Raw genomic sequence first — 13,950 nt, forward strand, 5'->3', positions numbered from 1 at the left:
AACTACATCGTATCAGAACTTCTTCGCCAGAACAACGGCGCGCGGAGCGCCCGGAACGGCGGATGCCGGCGTCGTCAGCCAGGATCCCAGTCTGTAGGCGACGAAGCCGAGCATGCCTCCAACGGAATTTAAAATAAGGTCGTCCACGTCGAACGTACCGAGCGAAAATAACACTTGGGCGCTTTCCAGCCCGAAACTTACCGCCAAGGAGCGCCATAGCGTCCCCGCCAATGTCAGCTTTCCGGCCTTCGCAAGGACATTAAGGAACATGCCGAACGGGACAAAGATCGCAATATTCCCGAACAGGTTCGTCAGGCTGTGTACGGTCAACGCATCAAGCGCTCTGGCAATTTCCTTCAAGGGAACCAGATTCCCAGCTTGCAGTCTGGCAACGATATATTCCGGATAAGTCACGGTTCGCAGAAGCTGCTCCCATAGAAACGCAACATCCACCCGGCCGAACTTGAATAAAATTATTTTGAGCAGCGCGTACATGTAGAAAGCAAACAATAGCCGAACGCTCCAATGTTTCAACCGGTTTCCTGCTCTCATCTGTTCTCCTCCTTTGGTATCGAAACCTCCGGCTTCTTAACTTCCTGCATCCCGTCCTCCGGAACCGCACCCGCCGGCTTCTCAAGCGCCGGATCGGTGTCCGCTGGCGTATCGCTAGTCGGCGCATGGGTCGTCGGCGTATCAATCTGCGGTTTATCGTTCGGACGATTGCCGGTTGGAGCCCCCTCGTTTGTCGGCGTATCGCTTGTCGAGGAGTCGTTTTCCGGTCTATTGTTTGTTGGAGTATCGCCGCTCAGAACACCGTTCGCTGGCGCATCGCCCTGCCCGGAATATACTGTCACAATAACACCATCCATATTGTTGCCCGAAATTTCATAGCGGCTATCCGCCGGCACATGAATCGTGGTATCTTCGAGAACAGAATAGTAATAAATGGAATACTCTTCGTGGTTTATCGTGGTCTTTATCGATTTCTGTTCCTTCAAAAAGTCCAAATATTCCTCCAGAACAAAATTGTTCTCATACATAATAGCGCTATGCGGCAAACCGACATAACGATAATGCCATGGTTCATACGGGGTCCCTGTAATATTTGTTTTGTCCTCCGGATAGCGCAAGATAAAGCCGTATTTCCAGGCGTTCTCTTTCAGCCATTGTCCTTCAGTAGCAGACTCCATCTTCCCTTGCGTTGATCCGATATCCACCGCCAAACCGAGATTATGCTCACTAAAGCCTGCCGGCAGCGCGTATCCAGGCTCTTTTTCCTCGTATAGCTTGCTCTGTTCCTCTTCGTCCCGATAGCCGCTGGTGAGCATAAAGTGGTTAATGCCATCCTGATGTGCCGCTGCAATCATCGCAGATAATTTTTGTGCCAAAAAAGGCGTCAATCGGATCGAGTTATCCAAGAGTCCGTATCCGTTGATCAGCTCCGGATTTTTCGCCAAATTGACCGCATCGGATACGTTAGTCCCCGGAGGTACAGGATGATCTTCATTGATCAGCAGCAAATGGCCTTTGTAAACCTGATCCTTTGTTATCCGAACCGGCATCCCGTCCCCTTTAAGATCCTCATCCAAATCCTCATCCAGATCCTCATCCAGTTTTTCATCCTCTACTTGGTGGTTTTCTTTCGGCACATTTTCATTATTATCGGGTTCCGGTTTATCCTGGATAACGGCATAGCCAATAATTAAAAGGATGACAATCCCCAATAGCCATTTCTTCATTCGTAGTTTCCTCCTTATCTTTCGTCTACTATAGAGTAGGGGAAACTATTTAAAAAGAAATGGGGCTAAAATTAAAATTTTTATTAAATCGTTATCGAAAACTAACAAACGGGTTAGTGTAAAATCTTCGTGGGATTAAGATCTGGAAAAGCGAACATCGGAAAAGAGCTTCATCCTGGATACAGTGATGTTTACCAATAACACACCGTAAGGAGGAAGCTCTTATTCATTACTTAGGGCTTGCTGAATGGTGAAAAAAAGGCTGAAAACCGCATAACAATAAGGATTTTAGGCTCTTGATGTCGAATTCATATGTAAAGGAAAGCATGGAGAACGGGCCCAAATCCTTGCAGATGGAGTGACAAATGTGTTCAAGCCGACCGCGCATCTCGACAATCAATTGATCCTGCCAGGCGATTTCTTTTTGCCCTTTGGCGGAAAGCTGGACGAAGAGAATCGTTGGGTTCAGTTGGCGCGGTTAGTGCCATGGGCAGAGGCCGAGAAAAAATACGGACCGTTTTTCAAAGACACCTTCCGCGGCCAGCAAACGATCAGTTTGCGGATGGGGCTCGGGGCGCTCATCATTCAAGAGAGAATGCAGTTGACCGACAGAGAAACCCTAGAGTCGATCAACGAAAATCCATACATGCAATACTTCATCGGTCTGCCCGGATTCGTCATGAAGCAACCGTTCCATCACTCGATGATGACGCATTTTCGGAAGCGTCTGACGGATGTGCTGGCTGAGCTGAATGAGGTCGTCGCCACGGCAGGCGCGAAGGAAACGAAGGACCATGACGACAACAACGTTAGCGGCGGCGGAGGGAAAGTAAAGCGGTCGAAGAAGCGCGCCTCTGTTATTGAAGCCGAACAGCAAACACTGTTCGCGGAACCACAAGTCGAACCGTCAGCAGCAACATCTCCCGTGGAGCAGACGGCCGCGGTGCCCGAGCCTCTTGAAGCGACCGCGCCTCCTTCCGAAGGGCATCCGGTATCGGCCATGGAATCGGAAGCACCTGCGCTACCCAATCAAGGGACGGTGCTCATGGACGCTACCTGCGCGCCAGCGGATGTGGCGTATCCGACCGATCTGAATCTGCTGAATGAAGCGCGGGAGAAGCTCGAATCGATCATCGATACCCTGCATGTGCCGGCCGTCAGCAAAGCGACGAAACCGCGCACGTACCGCGAAAAAGCGCGCAAGCAGTTTGGCGGTGTCCAAGCAACGCAGGCCGGGACCCAAAGTGATCCGCAAAGCAATCAGGCGGCAGCTCGGTTACGTTGGACGGAACCTCTCCATCATCGCCGAGCAAGCCAAGGTGCAACCGCTCACGCTGCTTAGCCGGAAAACCTATCGCGACCTGCTGGTGATTCATGAACTGTACCATCAGCAACTTCAAATGTGGAGCGAGCGTTCTCACCAGATGGAAGACCGGATCGTCAGCATTCATCAGCCGCATATCAGGCCAATCGTGCGCGGGAAAGCCAAGGCACGCGTTGAGTTCGGAGCCAAGATTGCGGTAAGCATGACAAATGGCTATGCGTTCCTTGATCGTCTGTCTTGGGATAACTTCAACGAGAGCACGACGCTAATTGGCGTGATCGAGAAGTACCGTGAGCGCATGGGGACCTATCCGGCTGTCGTCCAAGTGGATCAGATCTACCGCACGCGCGAAAACCGGAGCTTCTGCAAACAGCATGGGATTTGGCTCAGTGGGCCGGCATTGGGACGAAAGCCTAAAAACGGTCCGTCAAGTGAAGATAAGCAAGACGTCAAACAGGATACCGGGGAACGAAACGCAATTGAAGGCAAGTTTGGAGAAGGCAAGCGCAAGTATGGGCTTGGCTGTATTCGCGCACACCTCGCCAAGACAAGCGAATCGGTGATTACGCTGCAACTTCTCGTGATGAACCTGGAGCGCAGGCTCCGCGTTCTTTTTTGCCTTATTTTCGCGATGCTGTCTCGCCGGCGCCTAGCTCTGAAATTCGGATAAAAATCGTTCAGCAAGCCCCCTACTTAACCACAAGAATCCCAACATTGAAAAAGCTGGAGCAATGGCTTTCGGAAAATGCAAGAAGAGTTTGCCCGTATCATGAAAATGATACTGGAGATGCTGGATGAGCAGATATTGACTACACTTCACGTCCTATTACCCTTTCAGACATTGGTGGAAAAGCTATATGGAAAAAAGGTCGTCTACACAATTTCACCATATATTATCACTTTGATTGTTTTTAGCTGCTCACAAAACTTCCCTATATCCAGGTCTCCTTCTACCGTAATCCAATGATTATAATCCAAGTCATTTCTCAATTTCAAAAGAATCGATGATTTTTTTCATCTCGGTGGATGGAACGTTTCCGGATATTGTGTAAAACAGATTGTCATGTACAAAGACTGCAATCTTTTCTGTAGTACTTTCCACAGAATATACCAATAGTCTCTCCTCCTTCGTATGCTTTAATAAAAGTAAAGTGATGGAATGACATTCTATATAATCATTAGTTTGTTCAAATAATCGCTGCAAATACTGGTCGGTGCCAGATGTACCCCTCCCCCATTCGCACCATTTGTATGATGAATCATCTTTACCTATGCTATAATCTTACTACAAGAATACATAAAAAGTGGGACTATGAAAGCATACTTATTGGATTGTTTAAGATCGGCGGCAGACACGATGATTCGATGTAACGTATGGACGTATTCGTTGAGAATCTGTCCCTACTGCGCATAAGATGACAGGATACTCAGATGACTTTACGTTAACTTTTAATCAAGGAGGGAGTCATATGGCATGGGTAGAATCGCTGCAGAAGGCAATTGACTATATGGAAGCGCATCTGTTGGAACCCATCACAATAGAAGACATTGCGAAGCAGGCACATGTCTCCGCCTTTCATTTTCAACGGCTTTTTATAATCTTGACTGATGTTTCGGTCAAAGAATATGTGCGAAGGCGGAGAATGACATTGGCTGCTCAGGAATTAGCCAGCAGCGATTGCAAGATTATCGACCTTGCCTATAAATATGGCTACGATACTCCTGAAGCTTTCGCAAAGGCTTTTCGCAAACAGCATGGTGTGACACCGAGTGAAGCACGAAAAGGATTGGGGAAGCTGCAATCTTATAATCGCTTGACCATCCAGGTGAATCTAAAAGGAGCTGAACCTATGAATTATCAATTGGTAGAACGCAAAGGATTCCAAATTGTGGGAGTGAAAGAACGGTTTAATTGTGACGGAGATCTCGGTCTGTCTCTGGATATCGGTCATTTTTGGACCAAGGTCGGAAAAAATGGTACCATTAACCGATTACTAGGTTTGAATAACGGCCAAATATCAGGTTTGATTGGAGCATCAGTAGATTACAGCAAAGAGGACAATGAGATTGAGTATTGGGTGGGCACTGAATACAAAGGAAACATACCTGATGGATTATCTAGTTATCAAATATCTGCCGAAAAATGGGCGATATTTGAAGCCGTGGGGCCCGTAGCCGATGTGGTACCGAAGACATGGAAAAAAATATATTCAGAGTGGTTTCCGTCTAATTCATATGAACATGGTGACGCACCGTCTTTGGAAGTATATAAAAGCCCTGACCCAACGAGCCCCGTAGCCAAAACCGAAATTTGGGTTCCGGTTAAATAGACAAAAATAGACCATTATCATTGATTTCACAACGAATATTCCAATAGATGCGCGACAATGACCCCGGTCATCTGTCGGGGTCATTTGAAAAAAGGAGGTAACGATGAATACTCATTCTGAGAACTTAACGGTAGAATGCGCCGAAAATTGTGGAAACTCACCTAAAAAAGAGTTGCTTAGAGATCTTAGTATCGCTTTTGTCAAAAATGAAATAAGCTTCTGTATGGATTGGATGACAGATGATGTGGTTTGGGAAATTGTTGGTGATAAATTAATTCAGGGAAAAGATGATTTTGAGAAAGCGTTACATCAAATGAAAAATTGTAAAGTTCAACAGTTTCGTATACAGAACATTATCACACATGGCAACACAGGATCTCTAAATGGAACTTTAATACTACACGATAAGCACAGAGTTGCTTTTTGCGATGTATATAACTTTCGAGGGTTTGGTAAAAATTCAAAAATTAAAGCAATCACCTCATATGTTATTAAAACATCTTGATTGTTAATAAGTTCGTACTAGAAGTCTTTATTTGGGACTCTATCGCTTTTCTATAAAGGAGCGATTGTGCAATAACAAGTTACATGGAGTGCGATATAAAATATATTAACAAGAGTGGATCATTATGGAACCTGTTTTATGGATAAGTGTATTTAGTTGTTTTGCGGCTGTCTTTGCTTTGTTTATTATCAAATTCATGTTTTAATAAATGAGAGCAATATTATTTATTGCAAAGTTCATTTAAGTGGTGAGTAATAATTTGTTCCGTTTTTTCAATGGTGAATATATCCGGTCTTAATAGAGCATGTATGGATAAACCTTCAATGACTGCAGAAAGCCTTAATTTTTCGATTTCAATATCTATGTCTTTTTTTACATAGCCTGCCTTTATCAAGATTTCAAGCAGTGCCTCCATTAAAATGTATTCTCCTTCGATGAGTTCATCTTTTTTCGTGTTCAAAACTGCACTTGTAAGTGAACGAATGACGAAAACCAGCCATACGCCAGCTTCAGCTTGTTTATCCCGATCGACAGGAACCAATTCTAACAACGTTTCCTGTACCGCAATGAAAGGGTCTTGTGACCATGATTTATTCTTCGACCGTTCTTTCCCGCGAGCAAGAAAATAATCCATGATAAATAATAGTAACTCATCCTGGTTTGAGAAATAATGTCTCAATGCTCCGGCAGACATTCCAGCCTCAGATGCGATTCTGCGGATAGATGCTTTTTCAATACCTTCGGTTTCAATAATTTTCCAAGCCGTTTCAGCGATGAGCTTTCTTTTGTGATCATGATCAACAATTTTCGGCACTTCAAATCACCTCTTGTTTTATTTAACACACTGTGTTATTATTATTTTATCACAGTGCGCGAAATAAATAAATAAGGAGGATGTTTAGGTGATTGAAATCATTGAATCATTAATTCCTGCCAACATAGATTTCACAACAGCACTCCTCATTATTGTGCTCTGTGCTGTCATTGATATTTTAAGCCCCGGGGTATTGGCGATTACAGCTTATATCCTTCTCATACAAAAAGAAAAAACAGCATCGCGATTGATCGTTTTTTTATTTTCGACACAATTTTGCTATTTTATAATGGGTATCTTGGTTTATCTCGGAGTTGGGCCGATTCTTGGTATTATAGAAAGCATGGCGAACAATCAAATTTCAAGTTGGTTTTATACGATACTTGGAGTCGCCTTTGTACTCATTAGTTTTTATAATCCTAAAAAAGGGATGGAATCCCGATTTTTGGAATGGTTACCTACGCAAGTGTCTATAAGAGGGATGATCATACTCGGTATTATTGTCTTTGCGATTGAGTTTACCACAGCTTTACCGTATTTTTACTCGATATTACTAATGGATGGTTTAGCGTTTCATACGGGTTTGTCCATTGGCATTTTACTTGGCTATAACGCGATTATGGTACTTCCTTCAATCTTACTATTGATCGTGTTTATACTATGTAAAAACTGGATAATGAATCAGCTTGAACAACTGCGATCAAAATTAGTAAAAGCTCCGTTGTCTTCTGTATTAGTCGGAGTGGCAGTTATTGGGGCGATTTTATTCAATATTGGCATCAGGGGAGTTCTATCTTGATATTCGTTATGTAAAAAGGAGATGTAGCGTTATGAAAGAGATTGCAAGCGGTGCAAGTTTACTTCTATTGCTTCAGGGAGTTGGAGGTATCATAAATCGATTGGCAGGCGGGGGACCAAGTTGGTTTCTCGTCAATTACATCGATGCATTGCAAGGATATGAAATAATAGCCAGTATAATTTTAGTGATATTGGGAGCAATTATTGGTGTGGGTTCTCTTAAAATAAAGGATAAAGTTGACTAACCTATTATGTCTTGAAGACCTCATAGTTATTCCTCACCCTTGAAGTTTATTCTATGAGCATGATACTTGGGTGAGGAAGGCTCGTAAAGTGTTCATGGTTATTCAATCAAACGTTGCTCTTCCGCCATTCTTCTTGATTTAATTCCCCGTTTATTGCAGCTGCGGATACAGCACCTGAAGCAGCTGCAACAATAGATTGGTGTAAGTGTGTAGTTGCATCCCCTGCTGCATAAACACCAGGTACACTAGTTTTTCCAAACTCATCGACTTCAATGATTCCAGTATCCAACATCCGGCAACCAAGGGCAACTGGCAAATCCGATCCAAGTTCCAATTCCGGCTTGAAGAAAATCCCTGTGCACGAAATTTCCGTCCCATCCTCAAGCTTGATATGGCTTACCATGCCTTGATTTGATTGGATTAAATGTATTGGTGCATTAAATACCGGGATATTATGTGCGCGCAATTCTTCACGTTCTGCTTCACTCAATTCATCGGGACCATTTGTACAAACTACTAACTGCTTCGACCATCCAGAAAGCAATGGGACAAAATGCATTAATGTCGCTCCTCTGTTTATGACAACTAATTGCTGATCCCTTAGTTCCCAGCCATCACAATACGGGCATACAAACGCACTCTTACCATAGACCTCTGCCAACCCTGGTATGCCAAGATCACGATCCTTCATTCCGATAGCAAACAGCAGTTTACTAGCGGCTATCTTCACCCCCGAAACAGTTTCCAACAAAAATTGTCCATCTTCCCCTTCTATCAACCTGACGATATCTTCCAGATGTGAAACCGATGGATAAGTGCGAAGCTGTTCTTTCGCAATTTTTCGAAAGTCATGTGGGCTAACGCCATCACGTGTTAAAAAGCCATGAGCCTCTCTAGTCACTGCATTACGCGGTTGGCCCTCATCAATAATCAATGTCTTCTTTCTAGCACGTCCTAGTACAAGTCCAGCACTTAAACCTGCAGGACCTCCTCCAATAATAACAACATCAACTTCCTTCATGATTAACTCCCTCCCACTTCGTTTAACTTTCCATACGAGATGTGATTACTCAGTATAATGCATGGGCTTATTTTCAAAATGGCAAATCTACGGCGTAAACTCGATTTGTCATTTTCTGCATATTTCATTCTAGACTTGACTTTTATTAAATAGTCTATCCAATTTCAAGTAATCTAACATGTACTTTGCAAGTGTTATGACTGAAAAAATCAACATTAAAATTAATGTGATGGAAGCGCCGGGTGGTGTACCCAATTCATAAGAAGCGACTAAACCACTTAACATGCCAACAAGCGCAATGACCATTCCATTTAATATGATAAGTGTTGTTTTTCAAAGGCAAATACAATCAAAGTACACGCCTCTTTCTTCATCCGCCTGAATATCATGCCCATCTGGATCAAAAATTCCCGCACTTCCGGAACCGCCATTGTTTCGTACAACGCGTCCCTTATGCGGGAACTCATCTGATGTAGGCGCTTTGGTTGATTCATCCTCATGAATAAGTAAACATGCTTTGCTCTTCTAACTGAATGAGCACTTTGCCGAAGCGCCCTCCTTGTTTGATTGGGATCGTTTTTCCAGGATAAGTTTGATCCAGATAATCTTCAATGATGGCCTGCGTATTCTCATCTACTGGATAATTGTAAAAGTTAAGCCAATGTAAAACCTCTTGAATGGCTTCCGCACGAGACACAACCCTGGCTTTCATTTCTCGTGTGACGAGTGAATGAAAGGCGTACCCTTTTAGATAAAGCAGCTGCAGCAAATACATCATCTCGGAGTTTTGATGCTTGTTGTATGAATGGTTTAACAGCGGTAATATTTCAAGGGTGAGGCTGTGTTCTTTAGGACCTGCCGCTAGGCTGATATAACAAAATTTTCGAGCGCAGCTGATCACTTTCTCCACCATCTCCCAGTCTGTGATCGCCGGGCACATTGACACAAAGACAAAATCAAAAGCTTGGTTCCAGCCTAATGTCTTCGTATCCATATCTTCAAAGGCTGCGCGCACGATCTTTACCTTACCGTCGGCCCATTTTTGATTGTTGTGCTCCAATAGTTCTGTGAACGGAAGCGACGGCTCAACGGCGGTCACATCTGCTCCTCTTTGTGATAAGGGAATCGAAAATATTCCAGAGGCCGCTCCGATGTCGAGGACGGAGGCGCCATTAAAATTTACGCCTTGATTTTCCAACCAGCCGATAATACGTGCTGACCGTCTTCTTCCTTCATCGTTGAATGATTGCTCGTTGTAGTTTTTGGCCGCGATGGCGCCAAAAGTGAATCTCGGCTCGATCCCTGCTGATTTCATCAAGTTTACACCTGTCGTTTGGTCGTCCTTCCAAGCTTGTTCCCAAGCAGCTTCGTTGCGTAAGATTTCGATCATCTAGGTAAACACCTCATTTCTTAATTTAAATGGATTTCAGCTTATGCCTCAAGCTGTTCTCATTCCCCTTCCAACTCTCCTTCAAGCTCTAGGTATTTCTGCCGCAGCTGATGCAGAACTTGTTCATCCGGTGTCCAGTATCCTCGCTGCTCGCTTTCCAGCAATGTTTCGATCATCGCATGGTAAGCCCAACGGTTGTTGTCCTGCAGCTTCCGGCTAAGTGCTTCATCAGCCATATAGACGTCATGCAGACGATCGAATACCCAAGGTTCTACTTTTCCAGTCGTGGCTGCAAGTCCCAGTACATACTCGAATCGGCTGGCCATTTCCTTTGCGCCATGATAAGGATGCTTCAAGAGATCGTTGATCCATTTCGGGTTCGTTAAGCGAGTCCTTACTCCGCGTGCAATCGCATGTTCGGCAGATTCTGTCTTGATTTGCTCCCCTGTCGTATCCGTAATATGAATGTCAGCTTTCCGACCTTTCATCACTTCCACAGACTTTGCCAAACCGCCAAAATACTCATAATAGTGGTCCGAATCCGTTACTTCCCATTCATGACTGCTGCGTATTTGCGACACGATATCCACCGCCAGCATATGAGAACTGTACAATTCTGGCTCCGCCTGTCCTCGTGCCAGTGCGCTGTATACATGCTGCTGGCTGTCCGTGTATGCCGCGCCAAGTTCAGACTCCTCGTTCCATTGCTTCTTCTCGATCATCTGCGTCACCGTCGTGCCATACTCGCCTTCTGCCGGGCCGAAGATGCGGGCGCAAGCTAAGTCATGCGCTTGACTTGCCTCATATCCGGCAGCAAGCAGCTCCTCCTCCATGCTTCGTGTATGAGCCTTGAACCAATTGAGTTCATCAGGTTCATCCAGCTCCGAAACCTTGCGGAATAGGTCATGTAATTCTTCCAGCAAATTCGGAAACAAATCGCGAAAAACCCCAGTAATATGCACCATGACGTTCAAGCGCGGTCGGCCTAATTCCGTAAGCGGGATCACTTCATATTCTGTACGGAACGTTCCGACTCCCCCGCCAATGCGAACCCCCATATAATGCAGGATTTGCCCGATGGTTTCCCCTTGTGTGCGCGACGTCTCAATCCCCCAGAGGATGACCGCCGTCGTGTGCGGGTAGTCCCCGTGCTGCTCGCGATATTGCTGTATGGAGTTTTCGGCGACAATCGCCCCCCGTTCAGCAGCTGTACGGCTGGGCACTAAGCGGGGATCGAATTGGTACAGATTGCGTCCGGTCGGCAATATTTCAGGTGTTCGCAGCACGTCACCAGCGAGCTTAGCTGGAACGTACCGGCCTTCCAACGCCCGCATCAGCCCTTCTGCTTCCTCATTTTGCAATGATCTTAGGTAAGCTTCGTAACCGTACTCGAGCGAAGCTTCCAACTGCTTAAGCCAATCTGGATGTTCACTCTTATACATGTCCGGGATTGCCTTGTTTGACACATAAGCGGTCACTAACGCATTCGCTTCCTCATCGAGCTGGCGCAGCAAGCTCACATGCTTGCCCGAAGTTAGCGCATCCGCCCGAACGCCTTGACGTTCAGCGAGCAGTCCGCGAATTGAGCGAATATTTCCCCGCTCGTGGCGAAGCACGAATTGCATATGGTTCAAAGCGACTTCAGGAGAATAGCTGTCGCCAAGCACATGCAGTCCACTAGGGATGAGCGAACGCTGCATGCGATAGAGCTCCTCCTCCATGTGTTCTACGGTCTCTGCGGAGAAGTCAAGCGACTTCGCTACCGCCTGCAGCTCTTGTAGAATCGCCTCACATCGTTCCGGCGCGAGCTGCTTCGCTTCACGATATTCGTGCAGCAAGGCTTCAAGCTCACGCCATTCGCCATACAGCTCAGCTTCAGTAAAAGCCGGCGCCTGATAGCCGATCAATACGGCATGGCTGCGCCGCTTGGCGATCATCGCTTCGGACGGATTCCCTACGTAATAGTAGTACAAATTTGGCAAATCCCCGAGTAAGTCATCCGGTACACAGTCCCCAGACAGAGCGGCCTCTTTCCCCCGCTGAAACTCTAAGGTGCCGTGTGTCCCGATATGGACGATGGCATCCGCTTGAAACTGTTCACGAATCCATTGATAAAACGCAGTATATTGATGCGTAGGTAGTAACGAACGATCGTGCAGTGACTTCTCTGGATCCTCATGGATACCGCGTGAAGGTTGCAGGCCGATAAACACTTGGCCGATCATTAAGCCGGGTATGAGAAAGGAGCCGTTGTCCGTCATGATGTCACCAGGCGGCTGACCCCAGCGGCTTATCGCTTCTTCTCCCCATGAACGACCGGATAGCTTCTGTGTGAAATGGGGATCCGCATAACGGATCAACTGACTCGAAGCTTGAGGATCAGACCATTTTGCGGAATTGACCAGACCGCCCTCTATAAATCTGGCACGCAGCTCCGCCGCTGACAGTTCCTCGGTATGATATCCTTGCTGCTTCAGCCAGCTCAATAAACGTGCTATCGATTCGAATGTATCCAAGAAGGAACCGCCGAACACCGTTCCTTCGCCTGGCGGATAATTGTAGCCAATGAGCGCCAGCTTCTTCTCTGCATTGGGCTTGCTCCGCAGGGCAAGCCAGCGGCGGATGCGATCTGTCAAGCGTTTTGTCCGTTCAGGGATAAGTGCAAGTCGCTTTAGCGGAACGTTTAGCTCGGCGTCTTCTCCTTCTTCCTGCAGTGCCGCTATCGGAAACATCTCCACGCTCCCGTCAAGCTCCGGAAGCATGACCTGAACGAGTAGCAACGAAGGCTCAAGTCCACTCGCAGACTGTCTCCATTCTTGTTCCGTTCTACTGTTCAACAATAGCGGATGCAGCATCGGCACATCGAGCTGTTCCAGCATCTGCACAGCCCCGTCCTGATTTCCTCCGCCGGGACCAATCCCAAGTCGGAAAGGCAGCAGGTTCACGATAAGGTCGACTTGGTGACCGTCGCCAAGTAGCAACTCGCGCAGACGGTCGAGCGGAATGTTCATCACTGAAGGAAACGCGATCGGCATGACGTTCACGAAAGCCTCCAATTGTTCCTTAAGCTGCGCAATACATTCTGCGGTATCGAGCGGATTGCTATTCCCAAGATATAAAATCGCGACATTCGGCCGACCTTCGTCGTAGCGATTGCTTTGCCGGTAGCTGGCTGCAGACGAGTAAACCGTGCGACTGCTCGGCTCCATAATCGTTAACTCCCGAACATATACCGGCTCCTTAGGCTCCGGCAACAGATGGCAGCCGCCGTATTCACGGCCTGCCAGACAAAGCAGACCGAGCAAATTGTCAGTACCTCCGCCCCGCCAATATTCGGTAAATCGAACGTAGTGTTCATAATCCGCATTACCCTCATCCATTCCTTCTAGCGGCAAGGACGTTGCCGCATGTGTATGCCCTTCTTGTCTAGGCAAATTTGCAAAGGTCAGACTGCCTAGCCTGAGCAGCGAAGCGATCTCAGCGGAGTTGCCGCCAAGCGGAACGATATGAGCCGTCCCTTTGCTTAGCAGGCTACTCAACCATTCGACAACGTCCTGGCGGACGCCATGTGCATCGAAGATGACAAGGTCAGCTCCAACAAGCGTGGCTTCCACGTCCTCAAGCTCGTCGATCTTCCGATTCCCTAAATCGATGATGGTCAGATGCAGCTGATTTTTCTGATTTTGATCAAGCAATTGATATGCTTCAGACAAATGCGACAACGTCGTTTCCCCGTTTGTGAGTATGGATAGCTTCAACGCGCCATCCTCCTTTCCGTAATCCA

11 protein-coding genes and 2 pseudogenes are annotated in these 13,950 nt (G+C 46.4%); 5 read left to right on the forward strand and 8 right to left on the reverse strand.

Annotated features, from left to right (window positions below; all coding sequences use genetic code 11):
- Positions 1-12: 12 nt before the first annotated feature.
- A complete protein-coding gene (locus ACFQ03_RS23105) occupies positions 13-552 on the reverse strand; it encodes a VanZ family protein (RefSeq protein WP_213595460.1) in 540 nt (179 codons plus the stop codon).
- Between the two features lie 284 nt (positions 553-836).
- Positions 837-1,739 (reverse strand): annotated as a pseudogene (locus tag ACFQ03_RS23110) (M15 family metallopeptidase); the annotation flags it as partial.
- A 367-nt stretch (positions 1,740-2,106) separates the two neighbouring features.
- On the opposite strand from ACFQ03_RS23110, the pseudogene ACFQ03_RS23115 reads away from it, so the two are divergent.
- Positions 2,107-3,733, forward strand: a pseudogene (locus tag ACFQ03_RS23115) (IS5 family transposase).
- Between the two features lie 309 nt (positions 3,734-4,042).
- Here the strand turns inward: ACFQ03_RS23115 and ACFQ03_RS23120 are convergent.
- On the reverse strand, positions 4,043-4,165 hold the full coding sequence (locus ACFQ03_RS23120) for a DUF4367 domain-containing protein (protein WP_366925988.1): 123 nt from the start codon (positions 4,163-4,165) through the stop codon (positions 4,043-4,045).
- A 367-nt stretch (positions 4,166-4,532) separates the two neighbouring features.
- Between ACFQ03_RS23120 and ACFQ03_RS23125 the strand changes: the two genes are divergently transcribed.
- Positions 4,533-5,393, forward strand: coding sequence for an AraC family transcriptional regulator (locus ACFQ03_RS23125; RefSeq protein WP_055109548.1), 861 nt, complete (start codon positions 4,533-4,535; stop codon positions 5,391-5,393).
- A 103-nt stretch (positions 5,394-5,496) separates the two neighbouring features.
- On the forward strand, positions 5,497-5,898 hold the full coding sequence (locus ACFQ03_RS23130; protein ID WP_055109550.1) for a nuclear transport factor 2 family protein: 402 nt from the start codon (positions 5,497-5,499) through the stop codon (positions 5,896-5,898).
- 220 nt (positions 5,899-6,118) lie between these two features.
- Here the strand turns inward: ACFQ03_RS23130 and ACFQ03_RS23135 are convergent, their stop codons facing one another.
- Positions 6,119-6,712 carry a TetR/AcrR family transcriptional regulator gene (locus ACFQ03_RS23135; RefSeq protein ID WP_379291267.1) on the reverse strand — a complete coding sequence of 198 codons (594 nt, stop codon included), beginning with the start codon at positions 6,710-6,712 and terminating at the stop codon, positions 6,119-6,121.
- Between the two features lie 88 nt (positions 6,713-6,800).
- Between ACFQ03_RS23135 and ACFQ03_RS23140 the strand changes: the two genes are divergently transcribed.
- Entirely contained in the window at positions 6,801-7,511 is a 711-nt protein-coding gene (locus tag ACFQ03_RS23140) for a GAP family protein (RefSeq protein ID WP_330163269.1), read from the forward strand.
- Between the two features lie 31 nt (positions 7,512-7,542).
- Entirely contained in the window at positions 7,543-7,755 is a 213-nt protein-coding gene (locus tag ACFQ03_RS23145) for a hypothetical protein (RefSeq protein ID WP_054819294.1), read from the forward strand.
- Positions 7,756-7,861: 106 nt separating this feature from the next.
- Here ACFQ03_RS23145 and ACFQ03_RS23150 read toward each other — a convergent pair whose 3' ends face one another.
- From ACFQ03_RS23150 to bchH, 4 genes are all read right to left on the reverse strand, one after another.
- On the reverse strand, positions 7,862-8,776 hold the full coding sequence (locus tag ACFQ03_RS23150) for an NAD(P)/FAD-dependent oxidoreductase (RefSeq protein ID WP_213595452.1): 915 nt from the start codon (positions 8,774-8,776) through the stop codon (positions 7,862-7,864).
- A 129-nt stretch (positions 8,777-8,905) separates the two neighbouring features.
- Complete coding sequence (locus tag ACFQ03_RS23155; RefSeq protein WP_306437000.1) at positions 8,906-9,097, reverse strand: metal ABC transporter permease; 192 nt, start codon at positions 9,095-9,097, stop codon at positions 8,906-8,908.
- Positions 9,098-9,272: 175 nt separating this feature from the next.
- Complete coding sequence (locus ACFQ03_RS23160) at positions 9,273-10,166, reverse strand: class I SAM-dependent methyltransferase (RefSeq protein WP_379291271.1); 894 nt, start codon at positions 10,164-10,166, stop codon at positions 9,273-9,275.
- Positions 10,167-10,225: 59 nt separating this feature from the next.
- Positions 10,226-13,924 carry a magnesium chelatase subunit H gene (gene bchH / locus ACFQ03_RS23165; protein WP_379291273.1) on the reverse strand — a complete coding sequence of 1,233 codons (3,699 nt, stop codon included), beginning with the start codon at positions 13,922-13,924 and terminating at the stop codon, positions 10,226-10,228.
- Positions 13,925-13,950: the final 26 nt, after the last annotated feature.

The organism is Paenibacillus residui (genome assembly GCF_042677205.1).
GTDB classification, from domain to species: Bacteria; Bacillota; Bacilli; order Paenibacillales; family NBRC-103111; genus Paenibacillus_L; species Paenibacillus_L residui.